Source organism: Martinezella calliandrae, assembly GCF_030272695.1.
GTDB classification, from domain to species: Bacteria; Pseudomonadota; Alphaproteobacteria; order Rhizobiales; family Rhizobiaceae; genus Rhizobium; species Rhizobium calliandrae.
This window is the reverse complement of sequence record NZ_JARFYN010000015.1, coordinates 92,461-113,687: the sequence shown is the minus strand read 5'-3', so window position 1 is coordinate 113,687 and position 21,227 is coordinate 92,461. Positions and strand designations below refer to the sequence as shown.

Here is a 21,227-nt window from a genome sequence, read left to right as displayed (position 1 = left end):
TAACACACGGAACGGTCACTGCGACTCTGCGTTCAATATCTTGATTTTGCCGCGAAATCGCCTTTTTCGGTTCACCTGGCGTTCAGCCGGCCGGAGTTTAAATCTTCTTGTAGGGACATGGATAAAGGACACCATCACCATGAGATTGTCCGTGATTGCCATTGCTGCCGTGCTCGGCAGCTTGGTCGTATCTTCGGCAGAAGCAATGCCCATCGCCGCGGTTGGCACCGTGGCCAAATCGCCGGTCGTCAATGTCGATTATGCCTGCGGTCGCGGCTGGCATTTGACGCCTCGGGGTGCGTGCCGGCCGAACCGCTGGGGCCCGCCGCGCGGTTATGGCTGGGGATATTATAGAGCACCGCCGCCCGCTTGGGGCTGGTATGGCCATCGGCGCCACTATCGTGACGACTGGGACGGCGGTTGGCACGGCCGGCGGCGGGACTGGTAACACCAGACATACCGCCGTCCGGTGACGGCGGGTGTCATCTAATTGACGGTATCGGGTTTCGTCCGCAGCAGCCGTGCAGTCCACCACAGCGCAGCTCCTGCCGTCATCAGTGCCAGCAACGTCGCGGCGAGGCTTTTGACATGCAGAAAGATGCCGGTGAGCCGTGGCCGGATCAGGTCGGCCGTGTTGAAGCCTTCCTCGCTGAAGCGGCAGAGAATGAGCGATAGATTGTTGCGCACCAGCGCGCCGTCGATCTCGGAGACGAGGTCGCCGGCGGGCACCATTTCGTTCTTCATCGTCCGCATCTGCAGCAGCGCCATCTTGGCCGCGGCGAGGTAGGCATGCGAACATTCGTTAAAGGGGCTGTCCTCATCGCCAACGCTTCCCGGCATAATGCCCCAAAGACAATAGGCCCGCTGAATCTGGGCAAAATTCAGCACGCGGCGGAAGGACTCGTCGGTGTCAGATGCCGACGAGGCAAGCGCGATGATGCGCCCGTAATAAGGGACGATCACGGCCATTTCGCCATGGCTCAAGCTTGGTATCGGAATGCCCGTATGACTTCCGGACAAACTGCCACTATGCGCCTCTGCCTTGGCAGGCAAGCCCAGTGCGCAAATGAGACAAAAGACCGAAAGCAGAATGGCAGGCCTCGGCAACGCTATCCCTCGCACGAAGACATGCGGGGGATGTGTCAGGCGTGCCATTTCAGGCTCGGCGTATGGCCGTACGGCCAAGGCGAACCCGCGGCAGGTCGCGTTCGGCCCATGCGCCGAAGGCGAGGCCGAGCGTCGTCCACAAAATCGCATGCATCCCGAGTGAGGTGATCCGGAACCTCCACAGCACGACGGCGGAAAACTGCTCCGGCACTTCGTTGATCGCCGGCAGCAGGTATTGAACGAGGCCGATGAACAGGATGTAGGCGATGCCGGAAAATATCGCCCCGTTCCAAGATCCATAGCGCGTCGCCAACTGACGGGCGAGGGATACTGCGGCAACCATGGCGACGATGGAGGCCACGATCATCACGAAGAACAGTTCGGTTCTGGCGCCGATCGTATCTGGATTGCCGACTGCCGGCGGATTGGCCGGATATTTGATGTCTGGAACCAAGGAGATGGCGATGAAAGCGGCGATAGCGAGCAGCAAGGCTGTCCCGCGCGCGCCAAAGGGGCTGACCCGGCCGTAGACATAGGCGAAGACCAGAGCAAAGAGCCCACCGACAGCTGTTGCGTAGATCATGATGCCGGTGAAGAGGCCGAGGCCCGCCTGCGTGGCGCGGCTGACGATTTCCGGTTCGGGCGTTTCGCCTGCCGCCTGCGCCGCCTGCTCTTCAAACGCGATCGCCCGATCGACGAGCGGCTCGCCGAACGTATGGGCGAAGGCAAAAATGAGAATACCAGCCGCGGCTCCGACCAGCATGCCGCGGAGCAAAAGACGTCCAACCATGGGCTTAACCCCTTAGTGGCAGGGGAATCCGAGCAGATGGCGCCCGTCATGCACGAATTCGTGCACATAGGAGCCGGAAAACAACGCTGTCGCACCTTCTTCGGCGCCAATGAAATAGATCGCCAGCATCATCAGGAGGCCGGCGAAGATTGCCCAAGGCAGGATTTCGCCAAGCGGGATCGGCGTCGTGGTGGTGGGTACAAAAGTGGTATCAGACATTTTATTTCCCTTAAGAAGAGCGCGTTCCATTTACGGAAGGGTTTTTACGGGAAGGGTCTGGCTCTCTAGGGGCGGTATCCACCCTTCGATTACAGTGGCGCGACCGCGCCGGGATTTCACCGGCTTCCACACCCGCAAGATTAAGCTTATAGCTGGCTGCAAAGACGATTGTCAATCAACGCGTTGCTGTGATCGAAGGCAGTGGCGGTGCCTTAGGGCCTGCGGATATGGAGCGTCATGAAAGCGCGTTTGAGCTGGATTTGCCATGGGGCGACCGAAGCCAATCGGACGAGCCGCTTTCCGGCCGACGAGCCGCTGGAGGCAAGGGGGGGGCAACAAGCCGGCACGCTTGCCGCACAGATCCGAACGGTCGACCGGGCGTGGACGAGCCCGGCTCTGCGTGCCCGCCAGACGGTCGCGGCTATGGGGCTCGACGCCACGACTGAGACGTCTTTGGGGGAATGCGACTATGGGCGCTGGCAAGGCAGGTCGATCACCGAGCTCCATGAGACCGATCCCGAGGCGCTATCGCTCTGGATGCTGGATTTGGAGGCGGCGCCGCACGGTGGCGAACCCTTATGCGCCGTGTTTGCGCGTGTCGGCGATTGGATGACGAGCCACATCGGCGATGGCGGCCATACCGTCGCCGTGACGCATGCGACCGTCATTCGCGCCGCCATTCTCCACGTGCTGCAAGCGCCGCCCTCCGCTTTCTGGACGATCGACATCGAGCCGCTCGGCGTCGTGGAGATGACCAGCGATGGCCGCCGCTGGCAGCTTCGTTTTCCGAATGCTGCGAGATAGCACTCTAGCGGCTCGCCTTCGCCCGCCGCCGTTCGAAATAGACGAGGTAAGCGGCGAGGCCGAACGTCATCACGGCGAGCCCATACCACGTGATGGCATAGACGAGATGATTATTCGGAAAGACGATCTGAGTCAGTCCACCGACGGGCAGATCGCCCGGATTTTTCGTATCGTCCGCATCGATGAAATAGGGCGCTGCGTTTTGGAGACCGCGCGCCTCGGCAATCGCCGCAACGTCGCGGGTATACCAGCGCTCCTGCGCGGGTACGTTGGAGCGCAGCAGCGTGCCCTTCGGTTCGTTGATTCGCAGCAGTCCGGTGACCGTGGTTTCCGTGGCCAATTGACCGGCGGGGCGGGTATTCGGATTGCGCTTGTCGGTCGGCACGAAACCACGGTTGATGATGACAATTGTCCCCTCAGCCTCCCTCATCGGTGTCAGCACCCAATAACCGGGGCCGAGTTCGGTCGACGCGTAGACCTGCGTTTCCTTGTCGTTCAGGAAGCTGCCGGTCGCTCGCACATGCTTGTACTCGTAGCCGGCGGCATCGATCGAAGGCCATTCGGCCGGTCCGGGCGCGGGCGAGGAAGGTGCGTGGATACGGGCATCGATGCGGGCGATCAGATCCAGCTTCCAGGACAGCCGCTTCACCTGCCAGGTGCCGAGCGCGACAAGCGCCGCGGTCAAAAGCAGAAGCAGGATTACCCAGACGGTAAGCGCGAGCATGGAGCGAGATTTTTCGGAAGGAATATCGCTATCGGTATCGGTCAAGGCGCAAAGCTCCATCGCAGGCGCTGTCGAATGATCCCGAAAAATGCCAAGCGGTTTTCGGACAGATCATGGCAGCTAGAAAATGCTGCTGCGACTTTGTGTATCCAATCGGACGCGCTGCACAGTACCCGGCGAAAATCTCACGCCGGCAAGAGCGGCGGGCATCCATCGGGATACCCGCCGCTACGTCGTTACGGCATGTTGCGCATCACCTCGGGCGACATGGGCATCATGTTTGAATTCAGGTGATGCATGACCCAGAGCGAACCGGAAAGGGCGATGATGACGATCACGATGGTGAAGATCAGCGCCATCATGTTCCAGCCGCCTTCCGAGCGGGTGTTCATGTGGAGGAAGTAGATCATATGCACGATGATCTGGATCGCGCCGAGGATCATGACGATCGCCGCGGTGACGCCCGGATCGGAGAAGACCTTGCCCATGACCAGCCAGAAGGGAATCGCAGTCAGGATGACGGACAGGACGAACCCCGTCATGTAGCTCTGGAACGTGCCGTGGCCGGCCTCGTGGCCGCCATGGTCGTGACCGTGGGCGCCGGCGGAATGATGCGAAGGATTGGCGTTCGAGCTCATCCGAGAACTCCCATGAGGTAGACAAAGGAAAATACGCCGATCCAAACAACGTCGAGGAAGTGCCAGAACATCGACAGGCACATCAGACGGCGCTTGTTTTCGGCGATCAGCCCGTACCGGCTAGTCTGCACCATCAGCGTGATCAGCCAGACGATGCCGGTGGTGACGTGCAGGCCGTGCGTGCCGACTAGCGTGAAGAAGGCCGACAGGAAGGCGCTGCGCTGCGGGCCGGCGCCTTCCAGGATCAGGTGGTAGAACTCGTTGAGCTCGAAATAGATGAAGGCGGCGCCGAAAAGGCCGGTGATCGCCAGCCACAACATCGTCGCCGACTTGTTGTTCTTATCCATCGTCAGCATGGCGAAGCCATAGGTGATGGAGGAAAGCAGCAGCATCGTCGTGTTGAGCGCGACGACCGGCAGCTCGAACAGGTCGGCTGGCGACGGACCGGCCGCATAGTTGCGGCCGAGCACGGCATAGGTAGCAAAGAGGACTGCGAAGATCAGGCAGTCGCTCATGATATAGATCCAGAAGCCAAGCATCGTGCTGCCTTCGGGATGATGCTCCTCCGTCAGATAGAAGGCGGAGGGTTCACCATGCTTGGGAGGTACGGTGTGGGTCGTCATGGGTCTTATACCTGTCCTGCGAGCAGCTTCGTACGCTCGCCTTCGGTCTTCACGACCTCATCGGCGGGGATATAGAAGTCGCGCTTATAGTTGAAGGTATGGCCGATCGTAATGGCGATCATTGCGACGAAGGTAATGGCGGCGAGCCACCACATGTACCAGATCATGCCGAATGCGAAGCCGATGGAGAGAATGCCGAGGATGATGCCCGTGCCGGTATTCTTCGGCATGTGGATCGGGATGAAGCCCTCGGTCGGGCGTTTGTAGCCGCGGTTCTTCATGTCCCACCAGGCGTCGTGATCGTAGACGATCGGCGTGAAGGCGAAGTTGTAGGCAGGCGGCGGCGACGAGGTGGACCATTCCAGCGTACGGCCGTTCCATGGGTCGCCGGTGTGGTCGCGAAGCTCTTCACGCTTCATGAAGCTGACGGCGAGCTGGATGAGGAAGCTGGCGATGCCGATAGCAATCAGGACGGCGCCGAAGGCTGCGATCACGAAGTAGATCTGCAGCGACGGATCGTCGAACTGGCTCACGCGGCGGGTGACGCCCATCAGACCGAGGATATAGAGTGGCATGAAGGCAAACCAGAAACCGATCTGCCAGAACCAGAAGCTCATCTTGCCCCAGAAGGGATCCAGCTTGAAGCCGAATGCTTTCGGGAACCAGTAATTGACGCCCGCGAACATGCCGAACAGCACGCCGCCGATGATCACGTTATGGAAGTGGGCAATCAGGAACAGCGAATTGTGCAGCACGAAGTCGGCCGGCGGAACCGCGAGCATGACGCCGGTCATGCCGCCGATGACGAAGGTCACCATGAAGCCCACCGTCCAAAGCATCGGTACCTCGTAGCGGATGCGGCCGCGATACATGGTGAAGAGCCAGTTGAACATCTTCGCGCCCGTCGGGATCGAGATGATCATCGTGGTGATGCCGAAGAAGGAGTTGACGCTGGCGCCGGAGCCCATCGTGAAGAAGTGGTGGAGCCAGACGAGGTAGGAGAGGATCATGATCACGCAGGTGGCGTAGACCATGGAGGCGTAGCCGAAGAGGCGCTTGCCGCAGAAGGTGGCGACGACTTCCGAGAACACGCCGAAAGCCGGCAGCACCAAAATGTAGACCTCCGGGTGACCCCAGATCCAGATGAGGTTGACATACATCATCGGATTGCCGCCGAGGTCGTTCGTGAAGAAATTCGTGCCGACGTAGCGATCGAGGGTGAGCAGCGCGAGCGTGGCGGTCAGGATTGGGAAGCTCGCGACGATCAGGATGTTGGTGCAGAGCGACGTCCAGGTGAAGACCGGCATCTTCATGAAGGTCATGCCCGGCGCGCGCATCTTGACGATGGTGGCGATCAGATTGATGCCCGAAAGCGTCGTGCCGATACCCGCGACCTGCAGGCCCCAGATGTAGTAATCAACGCCGACATCGGGACTGTAGGCGATGCCGGAAAGCGGCGGATAAGCCAGCCAGCCGGTCTTCGCGAACTCGCCGATGAAGAGCGAGATCATGATGACGATGGCGCCGGCCGTCGTCATCCAGAACGAGAAGTTGTTGAGGAAGGGGAAGGAGACGTCGCGTGCACCGATCTGCAGCGGCACGACAAGGTTCATCAGACCCGTAACGAACGGCATCGCCACGAAGAAGATCATGATGACGCCGTGGGCGGTGAAGATCTGGTCGTAGTGATGCGGCGGCAAGTAGCCATCCGAGCCGTTGAAGGCGATCGCCTGCTGCATACGCATCAGCAGCGCGTCGGAGAAGCCGCGAAGCAGCATGATCAGCGCCAGCACGATATACATGATGCCGATCTTCTTGTGATCGATGCTGGTGAACCATTCCTTCCAGAGAAAGCCCCAGAGGCGGAAATAGGTCAGCAGGCCGAGAACGGCGATACCGCCGACGGCAACGCCGATGAAGGTCACGACAAGGATAGGCTCGTGATAGGGAATCTGGTCGAGCGTCAGCCGACCGAAGATGAATTTATAGAGGTCCGGGTTGGAAAACATGGATTGCCTCTGTCCTTATAATGTCTTGTTGCCGCGCATAGCCCCTTAAATCGGCAGGGATTTAAGGAAAGGCACATGCGCCATTTCAAACTTCTGCTGCGACCTTCGCGCGCCCCCAAGGACACGCGGCGCAGCAGTGCGCGGGGTTCAGTTGCTCGGCTGGGGAGCCGGGGCGGCTGAACCGCCTGAGCCATGGCCCATGTCCATGCCGGGCATGGACTGCATGTCGTGCGGCGCCGGCGTGACGTCGCCGGCTTCGGCGTTGCGGTTGTCATAGACCAAGCGTTTGCGATTTTCCTGGCTATCCTTGCCAGCACCACCCTTGGCGTCGATATCCATCATTTGGCTGATGCACATCTTGCTTGGATCGGCGCACATATTGAGAATGGCCTCGAAGAGGCCGCTATCGACCGCATTGAAGTGGCGCACGGGCTCCTGTTGGCTTGGTTTGGCAAGCGCCAGATATTCCTGACGGCCAAGCGGTCCGCCCGTCGACTTCACCTGCTGAACCCATTGGTCGAAATCGGCTTGGCCCAGGCCATGAAACTTGAAGCGCATATGGGAGAAGCCTGCGCCGCTGTAGTTGGCCGATAGGCCCTGATATTCGCCGGGCTTGTTGATGACTGCGTGCAGTTTCGTCTCCATGCCGGGCATGGCGTAAATCTGGCCCGCAAGGGCCGGGACGAAGAAGGAGTTCATCACCGAAGAGGCCGTGATCCTAAAGTTGATGGGCGCATCCACGGGCGCGGCAAGTTCGTTGACCGTGGCGATGCCAAGATCGGGATAGAAGAATAGCCATTTCCAATCGAGCGCCACGACTTCGACATTGAGCGCCCTCGTGGTGGTGGTTACCGGCTTGCCTTCGCGAAGGCGATCGAGGGGCCGAAACGGGTCCAACTTGTGGGTGCTGATCCAGGTCACCGCGCCGAGCGCGATAATGATCGCCAGCGGCGCCGACCAGATCACCAGTTCCAGACGCGTGGAATGATGCCATTCGGGATCATAGGGTGCAGCGTTGTTCGATTGGCGATATTTCCACGCGAAGAACAGCGTGAGGAAGATCACGGGTATGATGATGATCAGCATCAGAACCGTTGAGACGACGATAAGGTCGCGCTGCTGCACGGCGACATCGCCGGAGGGAGCCATCACCACCATGTTGCAGCCTGCGAGCGACAACATCAGCGGGAGGACAGATAAGCGGCTGAAAATCTTCGATAGTCTTAGCACGTCTCAAAGCTCTTTTTGTTATTGACCATACCGCGACTAAAGGACGGCGGTCGTGAACGGTATGAGGTGTTTCGTCGCACCGCAGCAAGCTTGGGTGCAATGCGGTATCGCGCGCAACTTCGCCTATCGGGAAAATCCTGAGAAATCCAGTAGGTTTTTCCAACGGCCGGTTGCTTTTGTTGTGGCTAATATACCGAGATCGGTGGATATGGCTACCGTCGGCAGCACGTCAACCCCGCATCGTCGTTACAAAGGCCGAATTTGACCCCGCCAGACCGCCAATTTGCGAATTAATCCACGCGCGAGACTTGATAAGTCCGCAAGTTTGATAAACATCTTATCTGTACGCGAATTCGTGGAGGAGTTTGCGTCCGGAGAAGGAGGCTCCCGCATATGGTCAGCGTCTCGCATGAATCATTAAACCCAACATCTGCAGGTTTAGAACGCGACGCCCGCGAAATGCATGCTCGCGCCGCTGTCGACCCAGGCAGTATTGCCATCGGCGTGATCATCGGTCGCACGTCCGAGTTTTTCGATTTCTTCGTCTACGCCATCGCATCGGTCTTGGTTTTCCCGAAGTTGATTTTCCCCTTCGTCGATCCGCTGCCCGGAACGCTGCTTTCTTTTTTGGTTTTTTCGCTTGCCTTCATCGCCCGTCCCGTCGGCTCGTTCATCTTCATGGCGATCGACCGCAACTATGGCCGCGGTGTCAAGCTGACGATCGCAATGGTTCTACTCGGTGGGTCCACGGCGGCAATGAGCTTCCTGCCTGGATTCAACGACGTCGGCGTCTATGCAATCATCCTGCTTTCGATCCTGCGCATCTGTCAGGGCCTTGCGCTCGGCGGCGCCTGGGACGGTCTTGCCTCTCTGCTGGCGCTGAACGCGCCGACCAATCGTCGCGGTTGGTATGCGATGATCCCGCAGCTCGGCGCGCCGATCGGCTTCATGCTGGCGAGTGCTCTTTTCGCATATTTCGTTGCAAACCTCTCGACGGTCGATTTCCTGGAGTTTGGTTGGCGCTACCCGTTCTTCTGCGCCTTCATGGTCAATGTCGTGGCCCTCTTCGCCCGGCTTCGTCTGGTCGCCACGCCGGAATTCGGCGCGCTGCTGGAGCGCCATGAGCTGGAGCCGGTCAGAATGTCCGAGCTGCTGCGCGTGCATGGCCGCGATGTGCTGATTGGCGCTTTCGTGCCGCTCGCAAGCTTCGCGACCTTCCATCTGGTCACGGTCTTCCCGCTTGGCTGGGTAACGCTTTACAGCGCGCAGACCCCAGGTTCGTTCCTGTTGGTGGAGTTCCTCGGCGCGATCTGTGGTATCGTCGCGATCGTCTGTTCCGGGCTGCTCGCGGACCGTATCGGCCGCCGCAACCAGCTTGCCGTCGGCGCCGTATTGATCGCGATCTTCGCTTTCGTCGCGCCCTGGCTGCTCGACGGCGGTGTTACCGGCCGTCATATCTACGTGGTTCTCGGCTTCACGCTGCTTGGCCTCTCCTTCGGCCAGGCTGCTGGCGCCAGCGCCTCGCGCTTCAGCCGGAACTATCGTTACAGCGGCTCGGCATTGACCTCGGACCTCTCCTGGCTGATCGGCGCCGGCTTTGCGCCCTTCGTCGCGCTAGCCCTCTCCAGCCAGTTCGGCCTGGTCTATACCAGCCTCTACCTGCTTTCCGGCGTCGTCTGCACGCTCGTTGCGATCTTCTTCAGCAAGACGCTCGAGACCCGCGACAACTGATCGAACTCTTGGAGCATCAAGAAGAGCGGCGGCGCGACAGCGCCGCGGCTTTTTCCCTGGGGTCAGGCGGCGTGCATCGCCCATGCAATCAGAGGTGCGGCAAGCACATTGGTCAGGCCGACCAACACCATGACCAGCCCGGCAATCGATCCCTCCTCACGGCCGATCTCGTGCGCCTTAGCGACGCCGACACCGTGCGCGCCCATGCCGAACAACGCACCGCGCGCCATGCTGGATTGCAGCGGCAGTAGGCGCAACAACATCTGCCCGGCGACGGCGCCGAAAAGACCGGTGATGACCACGAACACTGCCGTCAGGTTGGGCACGCCGCCGATGTCGCCGGAGACGACCATGGCGAAAGGCGTGCTGATCGAACGTGGCATCAGGCTAAGGCGCAGGCTTTCATCCAGGCCGAAGAGGCTGGCGAGCCCCCAGGCCGATACCATTGCCGTCGTACTGCCGACGGTGACGCCGGCAAGCAGGATTGGCCAATAGCGCTTGATGAGCGCGCGCTGCTCGTAGATGGGCACGGCAAAGGCAACGGTTGCCGGGCCGAGCAGTGCCAATAGCCAACGTGTGTCGCGCATATAGTCCTGATAGCTCGCATGCAGGACGATGGCGATCGTGACCAGGATGGCCGGCGCGGCAAACAGTGGCGACAGCCAAACCACCGGCCAGCGGCGATAGAGCGCTTTCGAGAGGTAATAGAGGACGATCGTCGCAACCGGCCAGAAAAGGGTCTGAGCGGCGGCTTCAGCGGAGAACATGGCGAGGGCCTTCCCGGCGCATCATCAGCCGATACCCAATATCGATCGCCAGCGCCGTGACACTCATGACGATGATCGTGCCAAGCAGGATCACGGCGATGATCTTCAATCCGATGAGGCCGATGAACTCGCGATGATCGAGGACCGCAAGGACCGCCGGAACAAAGAACAGCAGCATTTCGGCCAGAAACCATTCCGCACCGCGCCGCAAGCTGCTGATACCGACCTTGCCGGTGGCAAGGAGGCAGAGCACCAGCAGCATGCCAACGATCGGGCCTGGGACAGACGCGTGAGTGACGCGCGCGATCTCCTCACCGGCTTGCCAGAATGCGACCAACAGCATGATCTGGGCAAGACGGCTCAGTCCGGGGCGGTTTTGCAGGTCGATGCGCATCGATGAACACCTGGGGAGATTGATGACGCAGATATAGATCCTTGCGACTTATGAGAAAAATGAATTGTTTTCATGAAGTCCAGTCTGATATGGAATAGGTATGGAGCTTCGGACACTGCGTGCTTTTGTCGAAGTTGTGCGTCAGGGCGGCTTTTCGGAAGCGGCCAAGGTGGTGTTTACGACCCAATCCGCCGTCAGCAAGGCCGTCCGTCAGTTGGAGGACGAGCTTGGCCTGCCTTTGCTCAACCGTATCGGCCATCGCACGACGCTGACCGATGCCGGCGAAGTGGTCTATCGCCGTGCTCTCGCGGTTCTGGCCGGTCGCGACGATCTCGTCGCTGAACTCGCTGAGTTGCGGGGGCTTTCGCGCGGCACGCTCAGGCTCGGCCTGCCGCCAATCGGCAACGATGTGCTGTTTGCCCCGCTCTTTGCCGCCTTTCGCAGCCGCTATCCCGGTATCGAGATCAAGCTGGTGGAGCAGGGGGCAAAGCGGCTGGAGGAGGTGGTGCTGTCGGGAGAGGTGGATCTCGGGGTTTCGCTGCTGCCCGCGCCGGAGGTTTTCGAATGGCAGAGCGTACGCCGGGAGCCGATACATGTGCTCCTGCCCGCAGGGCACCCGCTCGAAGGTCGCAAGACGGCGCAGCTCGCCGGGCTCAAGGACAATCCCTTCATCCTGTTCGAAAGCGGCTTTGCGTTGAACAGCGTCATCCAGGATGCATGCCGCGCCGCCGGTTTCGAGCCGGAAATCGTTGCGCGCTCGAGTCAGATCAATTTCATTATCGAACTGGTCGCCGCCGGCCTCGGCGTGGGCTTCCTGCCGCGAATGATCGCAGAACAGCGCAGCCGCGCCGGCGTCAGCCATGCCTTGGTCGTCGATCCTTCGATGGAGTGGCACATGGCCTGGATCTGGCGGCGCGGCGGCTATCTCTCGCACGCCGTCCGCGCCTGGCTGGATCTGGCTGGTGGTGAGCCTTCCTCTAAATCTTGACTCTCTTTTCAAACTTTTGTGATAAAAAGATGCACGCTGAAACTTGAAAATTATAGTCAAGAAAAATATAGGCTATCGCATTGCCGTCAAAGACGGGGTTATCAAGCGAGAGGACGCCTATGACTTTATCCTTTACCCATCTCACCAGCGCCCTGGCGCTTGCCGCAGGCCTCGCCGCTGCTCCGTTTGCAGCCAATGCCGCCGGTTCCGAAAGTATCGTCGTCTACAATGCGCAGCACGAGGCCCTAACACAGGCCTGGGCTGATGGCTTCACAAAGGAAACCGGCATTAAGGTGACGATCCGCAACGGCAGCGATATGCAATTTGCCAATCAGATCGTCGAAGAAGGCGCTGCATCCCCCGCCGACGTATTCCTGACCGAAAATTCTCCGGGCATGGCGCTGGTCGACACCAACAAGCTTTTCGCACCCGTGAACGCCGATACGCTGGCGCAGGTGCCGGAAACCTTCAAGGCGGCCGATGGCAATTGGGTCGGGGTTGCCGCCCGCTCCACGGTTTTCGCCTATGACAAGACGAAGCTGAAGGAGAGCGACTTGCCGAAGTCATTGCTCGACCTCGCCGATCCCAAGTGGAAGGGCCGTTGGGGTGCATCGCCGGCCGGCGCCGACTTCCAGGCAATCGTCAGCGCGCTTCTCGAGTTGAAGGGCGAGGACGTCACCAAGTCCTGGCTGAAAGCACTGAAGGAAAACGCCACGCCCTACAAGGGCAACAGCGTCGCCATGAAGGCTGTCAACGCGGGCGAAATCGAAGGCGCGGTTATCTATCACTACTATTGGTTCGGCGATCAGGCGAAGACGGCTGAAAACAGCAAGAACGTTGCGCTGCACTACTTCAAGAACCAGGATCCGGGCGCTTTCGTCAGCATTTCCGGTGGCGGCGTTCTCGCTTCCAGCCAGCATCAGAAGGAAGCCCAGGCCTTCTTAAAGTGGATCACCAGCAAGGGCGGCCAGGCCGTTCTGCGCGACGGCGATTCCTATGAATATGCGGTGGGCAACGGCGCTCAGTCGAACCCGAAGCTGGTGCCGCTCGCCGACCTGCAGGCACCGAAGGTCGAGCCTTCCAAGCTGAACAGCAAGAAAGTCAGCGATCTGATGACGGAAGCGGGTTTGATCTAAGTCCTTGCAACCGGTGCGCATGCCCTGCTAGGGGGGCATGCGGATAGTCATTTGGCTATTTCGAACCAGGCAACCGCCCTCCAGTGGCGATTGCCCTCCTAATTCAGGGCGTGAAAGGCAGCTGAGATTTTGCTGCAGAAGAACACATATGCCGCGCCGGCCGGTCAGGCCGCTGCTACGCGATGGACGGCTGGGCCTCGCGGCCGTGTTCCGCATGCTTCTGTCGTCGCCCTCGCATCCGCCGTCGCTCTTCTGAGCCTAGTGCCGCTCGGCTTCATTGTCTGGGTCACCGTCGAGACCGGCTGGCACGACGTCGTCGCGCTCGTCTTTCGCAGTCGTGTCGGCGAATTGCTGACCAATACCGTCCTGCTTGAAGTCTGCACCATCCCGCTCTGCATCCTGCTTGCAGTCACGCTCGCCTGGCTGACCGAGCGCACGAATATCCCCGGCGCTCGCCTGTGGTCCTGGCTGGCGGTCGCGCCGCTTGCCGTGCCTGCTTTCGTGCACAGCTATGCCTGGGTCAGCCTGGCGCCTGGGATGCGCGGACTCTGGAGCGGCGTGCTTGTTTCCGTTCTTGCCTACTATCCTTTTCTCTATCTGCCGGTGGCCGCAGCGTTGCGCCGCCTCGACCCGGCGATCGAGGATGCCGCCGCCTCGCTCGGCCTCGGTCCCTGGCGTGTCTTCTTCCGGGCGATCCTGCCGCAACTTCGCCTCGCCATCTGCGGCGGCTCGCTGCTGATCGGCCTGCATCTGTTGGCGGAATACGGTCTCTACGTGATGATCCGCTTCGACACGTTCTCGACCGCGATCGTGGATCAATTCCAATCCGCCTATAACAGCCCGGCCGCCAACATGCTCGGCGGTGTTCTGGTTTTCTGCTGTCTTTTGCTGCTCGGTATCGAGGTGCTGGTGCGCGGCAACGAGCGTTACGCCCGCGTCGGCTCCGGTGCAGCCCGCCCTGCAGACAGGAGACTTCTCGGCTGGTTCGTCGTCCCGGCCATTGCGCTTCCGCTGGCAACGGCGGCGCTTACGCTCGGCGTGCCGTTCGTGACGCTGGCGCGCTGGCTTTATCTCGGTGGCATCGGCATTTGGCGGATGGATGCCGTCGGTTCCGCTTTGCTGCAGACCCTTGGCCTAGCTGTTGTGGGCGGCCTACTGACCACCGTAGCCGCCGCCCCGATGGCATGGCTCTCGGTGCGCGCGCCAGGCCGGCTGCAGCGAATCCTGGAAGCTTGCCATTATTATGTCGGATCGTTGCCGGGTGCCGTGGTCGCACTGGCGCTGGTTTCGATCACCGTGCGGCTAATCCTGCCACTCTATCAAACTTTTGCGACACTGCTTCTCGCCTATGTCCTGCTGTTCCTGCCGCGCGCCATGGTGGGCTTGCGCTCCAGCATCGCCCAGGCCCCCGTCGAGCTCGAGCGCGCCGCCATGGCGCTCGGCCGCACGCCGGGCCAGGCGGTTCGGCAGATCACCATGCGCCTTGCCGCTCCCGGTTTTGCGGCGAGCGTCGCTCTTGCCGCGCTCGGCATCACCAATGAACTGACGGCGACGCTGATGTTGTCGCCGAATGGCACGGTGACGCTGGCGACAAAGTTCTGGTCGCTGACCGGCGAGATCGATTATGTCTCCGCCGCACCCTATGCCTTCATGATGGTGGTGCTGTCACTGCCGCTCACCCTTCTCCTCTACGTGCAATCCAAGCGGACGGCCGGACAATGACTTTTCTGGCGATCAAGAACATCAGCAAGCGCTATGGCCCGGTGCACGCGCTCGATAATATCGACCTTACGGTCGCGGCCGGAAGCCGTACCGCCGTTGTCGGCCCCTCCGGCTCCGGCAAGACGACATTGCTGCGCATTATTGCCGGCTTCGAGATGCCGGATGTCGGTCAGGTGATGCTGGAAGGCGAAACGCTAGCCGACGGTCCGGCCGCAGTGCCCGCCCACCGTCGCGGCATTGGCATCGTTTCTCAGGACGGCGCGTTGTTTCCGCATTTGAGCGTGGCGGACAATATCGGCTTCGGCATGGAGCGCGGGCAGGCAGATCGCGCCAAAGAGATCAACGCGCTCATCGATATGGTGGAGCTCGACCGCGGCATGCTCGACCGCCGTCCGCACCAGCTCTCGGGCGGCCAGCAGCAGCGCGTGGCGCTTGCCCGCGCGCTCGGCCGCAAGCCCGGACTGATGCTGCTCGACGAGCCCTTTTCCGCGCTTGATACGGGCCTGCGCGAAAACATGCGCAAAGCCGTCGCTCGCGTGTTGCGCAATGCCGGCATCACCACGATCCTGGTGACGCACGACCAGGCTGAAGCGCTCTCCTTTGCCGATCAAGTGGCGGTGTTGCGGGGCGGTAAATTGGTGCAGGCCGGAACGCCGCAGACGCTCTATCTCAATCCTATCGACCGGGAGACGGCGACCTTCCTGGGTGACGCCATCCTGCTGCCGGCCGAGCTTGGGGACGGTTTCGCCGATAGTGTGCTGGGCCGCATCCCGACCGACGCAAACGGCCGTCGGGGACGAGCGGAAATCATGCTGCGCCCCGAGCAACTGCGGTTCAGCATGACGAATGGTACAGCTTCTGACGCCATATGCGCCGCCAACGTCATCGACGTCGAATTCGGCGGCGCGGTCTGCACGGTGACGCTTACCCTTGCCAAAGCCGCAGGCGCGGCACCGCTCTCTATCAAAAGTTCCAGCGTCGGCCTGCCGGAGATCGGCAGCACCGTTCATGTCAGTGTGCTCGGCAAGGCGCATGTCTTCGATGCGACGGGCAGATAACCTCTTTCCAGTTGAAACCGTCGTTCCTTTCGGAAAGAAAGGAATGATCGCCGCCTGGCGATCGTCTCCGATGCCGAAGGAATCCCCATGTCTCTCCCCGAGCAGTTTGCCCAGGACCTGCCGTTCCTGACATCCCTCCGCCATAACCTGCACGCTCACCCCGAACTTGGGTTCGAGGAGGAGCGCACCAGCGGTATCGTTGCGACATTGCTCGCGGAAGCGGGCATCACGGTCCATCGCGGCCTCGGCAAGACCGGCGTCGTCGGTACTTTGCAGGTCGGCAACGGCACCCGCCGTATCGGCCTTCGCGCCGACATGGATGCCCTCGCCATGCCGGAGAAGGGCAACCGGCCCCATAAATCCACCATTCCCGGCAAGATGCATGCCTGTGGCCATGACGGCCACACCACGATGCTTCTTGGTGCCGCCCGGTATCTGGCCGCCACCCGCGGCTTTTCCGGCACAGTACATTTCATTTTTCAGCCGGCCGAGGAAGGCCGTGGCGGAGCGCGGCGCATGGTAGAGGACGGGCTCTTCGATCTCTTCCCCTGCGACGCCGTTTACGGCCTGCACAATATGCCCGGTCTTGCCGTCGACGAGATGGCCGTTGTCGAAGGTCCGCAGCTTGCGTCTTCGGACAGCTGGCGCATCACCTTTCGTGGCACCGGCACGCATGGCGCCAAGCCACATCTTGGCAAGGATCCGATCACAGCGGCGGCGACGTTCCTCGCCTCGCTGCAGACCGTCGTCGGCCGCGTTGTCGATCCGCTGCAGCCTGCCGTCGTCAGCGCCTGTTCGCTGCAGGCCGGCGACCCCAAGGCCCTGAACGTCATTCCTGATACGGTCGACATCGGCGGCACAGCACGCGCCTATACGCCCGAAGTCCGTGATCAGCTCGAACAGGAAATCGGCCGCCTGGCTCAGGGTACGGCGGCCATGTACGGCATCGCGGTCGACTACCAGTTCGAGCGCCGCATCCCGCCCGTGGTCAACGATGCGGGCGCAACCGCGCGGGCGCTGAAAGCGGCCGCGAGCGCTTTCGGCGACAAAGTTATCACCCGTTTTCCGCCCTCCACCGCCGGCGACGATTTCGCCTTCTTCGGCCAGAGGGCCCCCGGCTGCTACGTCTGGCTGGGCAACGGCCCGGCCGTCAACGGTGCGTTGCATCACAACACGGGCTATGACTTCAACGACGACACCATCGCATCCGGCGTGGCATTCTGGACGACGCTGGTGGAGCAGGAATTGGAAGTGGAGTGAAACACCTTCTCCCTCCGCAGGGGAGTAGGCCGAGCGGAGCTCAGGTTGAGAGGGCCCTGCGCCATCAGGATTGCTCTTTGCGTTCGCTCAGTCCACTCGAGGCTACCGCCCATTAGGAAAAAGAATTGGCGCGTGCTGGACTGACTGCGGAACGGCTTGTTCAGGCCGGGGCCGAGATGGCTGACGAGATCGGGTTCGCGCACATCACCGGAGCGGCGCTGGCAAAGCACTTCAACGTCAAGCAGGCGAGCCTCTATTCGCACATAGAGAGCTTCGACGACTTGAAAAGCAGGATCGCGCGGCTGGCGCTGAGTGAAATTGCCCGTTCGGCCGAAGCGCTAGCCGGCCGAACGGGCAAGGCGGCGCTGGCTGCGCTTATATCGCGACTATGCACGTGAGCATCCCGGTCGTTTCGCTGCCGCGAGACACCCTCTGCCTTCGGATGAGGCGAGCGGAAGCGCAGGCCCGATGATCTCGCAGATGAGGCGGGCCGTCCTGCGCAGCTATTTCCGGATGTCGAGCAGGTTCACGCCGTCCGGCTGTTGGGCGGATTCTTCATGGCGTTCGTGACGCTGGAGCTGGCGGGCGGCTTCTCGCACAGCGCTCCGGATCCCGGAGCCTCATGGTCGCGAAGCCTCGATGCGCTAGATGCGGCGCTGCGAACCTGGCCGATTGCGGCGCCTTGATAACAATCAAGACGTTAGTATCCATTCACCGACAAACTTGCCGCCGGAGCATCCCTATCCGGCGGCGCTCGACGATTGCATGATGGTCTATTGCGATGTGCTGAGCCAATATAGGCCGGAGAATATCGTCATCGGAGGACTTTCGGTCGGTGGCAATCTTGCAGCTGCGATGACATTGCGAGCCCGTGATGAAGGCTTGTCGCTGCCAGCCGCGCTGGTTCTTCTCTCGCCGGAACTGGATCTGACGGAGTCGGGGGATAGCTTTCACGTCAATCGACTGGTGGATGTCGTGCTACCGGGGTCGCTGATGCCGAACAACCTGCTCTATGCGCAGGGAGCGGATCTCGCCCATCCCTATCTGTCACCGCTCTTCGGCGACTTTTCGAAGGGCTTCCCGCCGACTTTTCTGCAAAGTGGGACGCGAGACTTTCCTGTCCAACGCCGTACGCATGCATCGTTTCTTACGCCGCGCAGAAATTCATGCCGAACTCCATGTCTTCGAAGCCATGCCGCATGGCGGTTTTATGGGAGCGCCCGAGGATCGCGAGTTGAGCGAGGAAGTCACGCGTTTCGTCAGACAGCATCTGCGCCGAGGCGTGTGACAAGACAGTCCTCGATGATCTCCGCCTTCGGCTAAGCCGCAGCTATGACTGGCGTTTCGAGCACCTCGCCGGTCACGACATCGCCAATGCCGCGATCCGTCTGATGCGGCCCGATATTGCAAGCGAGCGTGGCGCCGAAGCAGGCCTTGAAAACGAGGTAAGGTGGTCGCCAGTCGACAATTTTTTCCATCGCCTTGCGGATGGAGCGGAAGGCTTGGGCGGTTTCTTCGAGTGGCGTTGTCGCAACCAGCCCGGAGACGGGCAGGGGCAACAGCATGTCGACTTGGCCGTTCGAAGCAACGGCCATGCCGCCGCCGGCGGCGATGACGGCATTGGCCGCAACCGTCATGTCCCTGATGTTGCCGCCAAATACCGTGAGATTGTGGCTGTCATGGGAGACCGTCGTGCAGAAGGCGCCGCGCCATTCGCCCCAGCCGGTTAGAAACCCGACACGCGGTCGACCATCTGCCTTGCCGTGGCGATGCGCGACGGCGATCAAGGTGGTCCCGTCCGGCGGCACCACAAATCCGTTCATCACATCAGCTTCAACCTCGCCCCATTGCGTGAAGCGTGGCTTGTCGATCGTTGCGAGGCGCACGCGATTGCCGATAGCCGGCACGCGGAAATCGTCTTCGCTGAGAGGCGCAAGCTTGACCGAATTCCGCAACGGCGTGGTATCGAGTTGGCCGACCGCGCCGATGACCTTGCCGGCCTCGGCAACGATCTTGCCGCTGGCAATCACCTGAATGCCTTTGAAAGTGTGGAGATCCTCAAAAAGCACGATGTCGGCGCGGCGGCCGGCGGCGATAAGGCCGAGATCGCGGCGACCGAGCCGCGTCGCGGCATTCAACGTCGCTGCCCTTAACGCCCATTCGGCCTTCAGCCCGTCGCGCACCAGGCGGCGGACAACGTCGTCTAGGCCGCCGTCGAAATGCAGTTCGTCGGGAAAGACGTCATCTGTGCAGAGCGTTACCGTCTGCGGCATGAAGCCGAGATTGTTGATGACCTCGACGAATTGCTTGAGCAGATGATCGTGCGAACCGCGCAGCTCGATCGTCATGCCTGCCGATAGTTTGGAGAGAAGATCGGCGCCGGAGGTGAGTTCGTGGTCGGACGAGACGCCGGCCGCCATGAACGCGTTGAGATCGGCGCCTTCCAGCCCGCGGGCATGGCCGCATAGTAGCTTGCCAGATTGCAGCCCGGCATTGACGATCGCGCTCGCCCGCGGATCGCCGTCGATGACGCCGCGCATCGTCATGACCTCGGCGACGCCGCCGATTTCGGGCCAAGCCAGCATGTCGGCCATCGCGGAAGCATCGAAATCGGCGCCCGGCAACTCTAGGCCGGGCGCCGAGGGCACGCAGGAAGGCGCGAGCGGGATGACACGAAGCGGCAGCGCTCGCGTCGCCTCGATCGCCCAGCGTATGCCGTCCAGACCATGCACATTGCCGAATTCATGCGGATCCCAGGCGACGGTCGTGACGCCGTGCGGCAACACGGCTTCGGTATAGGCCGCCGGCGTCACCATCGAGCTTTCGATGTGCATATGTGTATCGATGAGGCCAGGGGAGACAAAGGCGCCTCCGGCGTCGATCGTCTGAGCCGCATCCGCGCGACTGCCCGGCGCATGGACACTCGCAATCAGCGCACCGACGATGCCGATATCAGCTGCGCGGATCTTGCCGGTCACCATGTCGACCAGACGACCGCCCACAATCAGCAGGTCGAAAGGCGCGTCGCCGCGGGCAGCGGCGACCGCATGGGCGCGCAATTCGGGCAAATTGAGATCGGCGGGCTCGCTTAGGGAATGTTGGGTCATCGGCGTGCCTCGTTGATCATTGCCTCGAAAACAATGGCGCGCGCTTTTTCGGCGTCAATCTCGGCGGCAAAATGGGCGTTGAATTCGACATGGGAGGCGCGTGTCTCGACGACGGTGCGCCCGCGGGTGTGCTGCCCCTGCAGCTCGACATCGATTCGAGCGTGCTGGATTCGCGCTATTTCAGGCGCGATGAAGATGGCGGCGGCGGTCGGATCGTAGATTGCCATGGCGAGACGGCCGCGGCTGGTGGCGATGTTGACGTAGCCGCCGAGGAGATCGCCGAGCAGTTCAGCGTTTTTGCCACCAACCTGGCGCACGCGGTCGACATCGTCAGGCCGCGCCAGCACCTTTCGGCAGATATCGAGATCGACCATCCGCAGCGGTAGGCCGTGGGCCAGCACGATCGCAAGTGCTTCCGGATCGGCAAAGGCGTTGAATTCGGCCGACGCGGTATGATTGCCTGAGGTCACGCCGCCGCCCATCCAAGTCAGTTCGTCAATGCGCGTGGTGAGGTCGGGCCGGGCCAGCGCCAGCGCGGCGATATTGGTAAGCGGCCCGAGCGCCAGGATGCGCTTCCGCTCCGTGCCGTCCTCCAGCCAATCACAAAGGGCGGTGAAGGCGTCGCTTGCCGGCAGTTCACCCACGGGCGGCAGGCTCTTGCCCGTGGTCGATATGCCGCTTTGTCCAAGAATGTGCTGCGCCGTTTCCAGCTTGCAAAGCACCGGCAATTCGCGACCGGTATGGATGGGAAATTCCCAGTCGAAAGCGGCAGCGGCACTGGCTGCATTGGCGCGCACCTGAGTAAGCGGGGCATTGCCGCTCACCAGCGAAACGCCGTCGATCAAGAGGCTCGAATGCGCCACCACCAGAATGGCGGCGATATCGTCAAAGCCCATATCGGTATCGATCCAGATCCCCAT

General features: G+C 61.3%; 22 protein-coding genes and 2 pseudogenes. 11 read left to right on the top strand and 13 right to left on the bottom strand.

Annotation, left to right across the window (positions count from 1 at the left end; all coding sequences use genetic code 11):
- The first annotated feature begins 139 nt into the window (after positions 1-139).
- On the top strand, positions 140-448 hold the full coding sequence (locus tag PY650_RS14060; RefSeq protein WP_285879912.1) for a GCG_CRPN prefix-to-repeats domain-containing protein: 309 nt from the start codon (positions 140-142) through the stop codon (positions 446-448).
- A gap of 38 nt (positions 449-486) precedes the next feature.
- Here the strand turns inward: PY650_RS14060 and PY650_RS14055 are convergent, their stop codons facing one another.
- Genes PY650_RS14055 through PY650_RS14045 form a run of 3 tightly spaced genes read right to left on the bottom strand, consistent with a single transcriptional unit; the run spans position 487 to position 2,116 of the window.
- The gene (locus tag PY650_RS14055; RefSeq protein WP_285879911.1) at positions 487-1,155 is read right to left on the bottom strand and encodes a hypothetical protein; all 669 of its coding nucleotides are present in this window, start codon (positions 1,153-1,155) and stop codon (positions 487-489) included.
- A 1-nt stretch (position 1,156) separates the two neighbouring features.
- A complete protein-coding gene (locus tag PY650_RS14050) occupies positions 1,157-1,897 on the bottom strand; it encodes a CbtA family protein (protein ID WP_285879910.1) in 741 nt (246 codons plus the stop codon).
- Positions 1,898-1,909: 12 nt separating this feature from the next.
- Positions 1,910-2,116 (bottom strand): CbtB domain-containing protein, encoded by a 207-nt coding sequence (locus PY650_RS14045; RefSeq protein WP_285879909.1) that lies wholly within the window; start codon positions 2,114-2,116, stop codon positions 1,910-1,912.
- 237 nt (positions 2,117-2,353) lie between these two features.
- On the opposite strand from PY650_RS14045, the gene PY650_RS14040 reads away from it, so the two are divergent.
- Positions 2,354-2,920, top strand: a complete 567-nt coding sequence (locus PY650_RS14040) for a histidine phosphatase family protein (protein WP_285879908.1) — start codon at positions 2,354-2,356, stop codon at positions 2,918-2,920.
- Between the two features lie 4 nt (positions 2,921-2,924).
- Here PY650_RS14040 and PY650_RS14035 read toward each other — a convergent pair whose 3' ends face one another.
- The 5 genes from PY650_RS14035 to cyoA all read right to left on the bottom strand — a co-directional run bounded on the left by PY650_RS14035 (position 2,925) and on the right by cyoA (position 8,144).
- Entirely contained in the window at positions 2,925-3,689 is a 765-nt protein-coding gene (locus PY650_RS14035) for an SURF1 family protein (RefSeq protein WP_432761525.1), read from the bottom strand.
- Positions 3,690-3,880: 191 nt separating this feature from the next.
- Positions 3,881-4,282 (bottom strand): cytochrome o ubiquinol oxidase subunit IV, encoded by a 402-nt coding sequence (gene cyoD / locus PY650_RS14030; RefSeq protein WP_285879906.1) that lies wholly within the window; start codon positions 4,280-4,282, stop codon positions 3,881-3,883.
- Positions 4,279-4,905, bottom strand: coding sequence for a cytochrome o ubiquinol oxidase subunit III (cyoC, locus tag PY650_RS14025; RefSeq protein ID WP_285879905.1), 627 nt, complete (start codon positions 4,903-4,905; stop codon positions 4,279-4,281). The genes cyoD and cyoC overlap by 4 nt, the downstream gene beginning before the upstream one ends.
- A 5-nt stretch (positions 4,906-4,910) precedes the next feature.
- A complete protein-coding gene (cyoB, locus tag PY650_RS14020; protein WP_285879904.1) occupies positions 4,911-6,914 on the bottom strand; it encodes a cytochrome o ubiquinol oxidase subunit I in 2,004 nt (667 codons plus the stop codon).
- 147 nt (positions 6,915-7,061) lie between these two features.
- Positions 7,062-8,144, bottom strand: coding sequence for a ubiquinol oxidase subunit II (cyoA, locus tag PY650_RS14015; RefSeq protein ID WP_285879903.1), 1,083 nt, complete (start codon positions 8,142-8,144; stop codon positions 7,062-7,064).
- A gap of 393 nt (positions 8,145-8,537) precedes the next feature.
- Here cyoA and PY650_RS14010 point away from each other — a divergent pair, with 393 nt between their 5' ends.
- The gene (locus tag PY650_RS14010) at positions 8,538-9,875 is read left to right on the top strand and encodes an MFS transporter (RefSeq protein ID WP_285879902.1); all 1,338 of its coding nucleotides are present in this window, start codon (positions 8,538-8,540) and stop codon (positions 9,873-9,875) included.
- Between the two features lie 62 nt (positions 9,876-9,937).
- Here the strand turns inward: PY650_RS14010 and PY650_RS14005 are convergent, their stop codons facing one another.
- Together PY650_RS14005 and PY650_RS14000 are read right to left on the bottom strand one after the other, a co-directional pair.
- A complete protein-coding gene (locus PY650_RS14005; protein ID WP_285879901.1) occupies positions 9,938-10,642 on the bottom strand; it encodes an LrgB family protein in 705 nt (234 codons plus the stop codon).
- Positions 10,629-11,060: a CidA/LrgA family protein gene (locus tag PY650_RS14000; protein WP_432761529.1), complete on the bottom strand. Its 432-nt coding sequence runs from the start codon at positions 11,058-11,060 to the stop codon at positions 10,629-10,631. Before PY650_RS14000 ends, PY650_RS14005 begins: the two co-directional genes overlap by 14 nt.
- Positions 11,061-11,136: 76 nt before the next feature.
- Here PY650_RS14000 and PY650_RS13995 point away from each other — a divergent pair, with 76 nt between their 5' ends.
- The 8 genes and pseudogenes from PY650_RS13995 to PY650_RS13960 all read left to right on the top strand — a co-directional run.
- The gene (locus PY650_RS13995) at positions 11,137-12,024 is read left to right on the top strand and encodes a LysR family transcriptional regulator (protein ID WP_285879899.1); all 888 of its coding nucleotides are present in this window, start codon (positions 11,137-11,139) and stop codon (positions 12,022-12,024) included.
- Positions 12,025-12,143: 119 nt separating this feature from the next.
- A complete protein-coding gene (locus PY650_RS13990; RefSeq protein WP_285879898.1) occupies positions 12,144-13,160 on the top strand; it encodes an iron ABC transporter substrate-binding protein in 1,017 nt (338 codons plus the stop codon).
- 132 nt (positions 13,161-13,292) lie between these two features.
- Entirely contained in the window at positions 13,293-14,882 is a 1,590-nt protein-coding gene (locus tag PY650_RS13985; RefSeq protein WP_432761528.1) for an ABC transporter permease, read from the top strand.
- Positions 14,879-15,940 (top strand): ABC transporter ATP-binding protein, encoded by a 1,062-nt coding sequence (locus PY650_RS13980; RefSeq protein WP_285879896.1) that lies wholly within the window; start codon positions 14,879-14,881, stop codon positions 15,938-15,940. Before PY650_RS13985 ends, PY650_RS13980 begins: the two co-directional genes overlap by 4 nt.
- 87 nt (positions 15,941-16,027) lie before the next feature.
- A complete protein-coding gene (locus tag PY650_RS13975; protein ID WP_285879895.1) occupies positions 16,028-17,200 on the top strand; it encodes a M20 aminoacylase family protein in 1,173 nt (390 codons plus the stop codon).
- 125 nt (positions 17,201-17,325) lie between these two features.
- Positions 17,326-17,598 carry a hypothetical protein gene (locus PY650_RS13970; RefSeq protein WP_285879894.1) on the top strand — a complete coding sequence of 91 codons (273 nt, stop codon included), beginning with the start codon at positions 17,326-17,328 and terminating at the stop codon, positions 17,596-17,598.
- Positions 17,570-17,886: pseudogene (locus PY650_RS37385) on the top strand (TetR-like C-terminal domain-containing protein). The gene PY650_RS13970 and the pseudogene PY650_RS37385 overlap by 29 nt, the downstream one beginning before the upstream one ends.
- Positions 17,849-18,259 (top strand): annotated as a pseudogene (locus PY650_RS13960) (alpha/beta hydrolase fold domain-containing protein); the annotation flags it as partial. The pseudogenes PY650_RS37385 and PY650_RS13960, both read left to right, overlap by 38 nt.
- 88 nt (positions 18,260-18,347) lie before the next feature.
- Here the strand turns inward: PY650_RS13960 and PY650_RS13955 are convergent.
- Genes PY650_RS13955 through PY650_RS13945 form a run of 3 tightly spaced genes read right to left on the bottom strand, consistent with a single transcriptional unit; the run spans position 18,348 to position 21,227 of the window.
- Positions 18,348-18,491 (bottom strand): hypothetical protein, encoded by a 144-nt coding sequence (locus PY650_RS13955; protein ID WP_285879928.1) that lies wholly within the window; start codon positions 18,489-18,491, stop codon positions 18,348-18,350.
- Positions 18,492-18,519: 28 nt separating this feature from the next.
- Entirely contained in the window at positions 18,520-20,307 is a 1,788-nt protein-coding gene (locus tag PY650_RS13950) for an adenine deaminase (protein WP_285879892.1), read from the bottom strand.
- Positions 20,304-21,227 carry a nucleoside hydrolase gene (locus tag PY650_RS13945; protein ID WP_285879891.1) on the bottom strand — a complete coding sequence of 308 codons (924 nt, stop codon included), beginning with the start codon at positions 21,225-21,227 and terminating at the stop codon, positions 20,304-20,306. Before PY650_RS13945 ends, PY650_RS13950 begins: the two co-directional genes overlap by 4 nt.

What these genes read in the sequence shown, in the direction of transcription:
- cyoD (WP_285879906.1), bottom strand. Translation starts at nt 4,282, where the DNA reads ATGAGCTCGAACGCCAATCCTTCGCATCATTCCGCCGGCGCCCACGGT.
- PY650_RS14045 (WP_285879909.1), bottom strand. Translation starts at nt 2,116, where the DNA reads ATGTCTGATACCACTTTTGTACCCACCACCACGACGCCGATCCCGCTT.
- PY650_RS13950 (WP_285879892.1), bottom strand. Translation starts at nt 20,307, where the DNA reads ATGACCCAACATTCCCTAAGCGAGCCCGCCGATCTCAATTTGCCCGAA.
- PY650_RS14055 (WP_285879911.1), bottom strand. Translation starts at nt 1,155, where the DNA reads ATGGCACGCCTGACACATCCCCCGCATGTCTTCGTGCGAGGGATAGCG.
- PY650_RS14040 (WP_285879908.1), top strand. Translation starts at nt 2,354, where the DNA reads ATGAAAGCGCGTTTGAGCTGGATTTGCCATGGGGCGACCGAAGCCAAT.
- PY650_RS13975 (WP_285879895.1), top strand. Translation starts at nt 16,028, where the DNA reads ATGTCTCTCCCCGAGCAGTTTGCCCAGGACCTGCCGTTCCTGACATCC.
- PY650_RS13980 (WP_285879896.1), top strand. Translation starts at nt 14,879, where the DNA reads ATGACTTTTCTGGCGATCAAGAACATCAGCAAGCGCTATGGCCCGGTG.
- PY650_RS14050 (WP_285879910.1), bottom strand. Translation starts at nt 1,897, where the DNA reads ATGGTTGGACGTCTTTTGCTCCGCGGCATGCTGGTCGGAGCCGCGGCT.
- PY650_RS14010 (WP_285879902.1), top strand. Translation starts at nt 8,538, where the DNA reads ATGGTCAGCGTCTCGCATGAATCATTAAACCCAACATCTGCAGGTTTA.
- cyoC (WP_285879905.1), bottom strand. Translation starts at nt 4,905, where the DNA reads ATGACGACCCACACCGTACCTCCCAAGCATGGTGAACCCTCCGCCTTC.
- PY650_RS13995 (WP_285879899.1), top strand. Translation starts at nt 11,137, where the DNA reads ATGGAGCTTCGGACACTGCGTGCTTTTGTCGAAGTTGTGCGTCAGGGC.
- PY650_RS14005 (WP_285879901.1), bottom strand. Translation starts at nt 10,642, where the DNA reads ATGTTCTCCGCTGAAGCCGCCGCTCAGACCCTTTTCTGGCCGGTTGCG.
- PY650_RS14060 (WP_285879912.1), top strand. Translation starts at nt 140, where the DNA reads ATGAGATTGTCCGTGATTGCCATTGCTGCCGTGCTCGGCAGCTTGGTC.
- PY650_RS13945 (WP_285879891.1), bottom strand. Translation starts at nt 21,227, where the DNA reads ATGGGGATCTGGATCGATACCGATATGGGCTTTGACGATATCGCCGCC.
- cyoB (WP_285879904.1), bottom strand. Translation starts at nt 6,914, where the DNA reads ATGTTTTCCAACCCGGACCTCTATAAATTCATCTTCGGTCGGCTGACG.
- PY650_RS13990 (WP_285879898.1), top strand. Translation starts at nt 12,144, where the DNA reads ATGACTTTATCCTTTACCCATCTCACCAGCGCCCTGGCGCTTGCCGCA.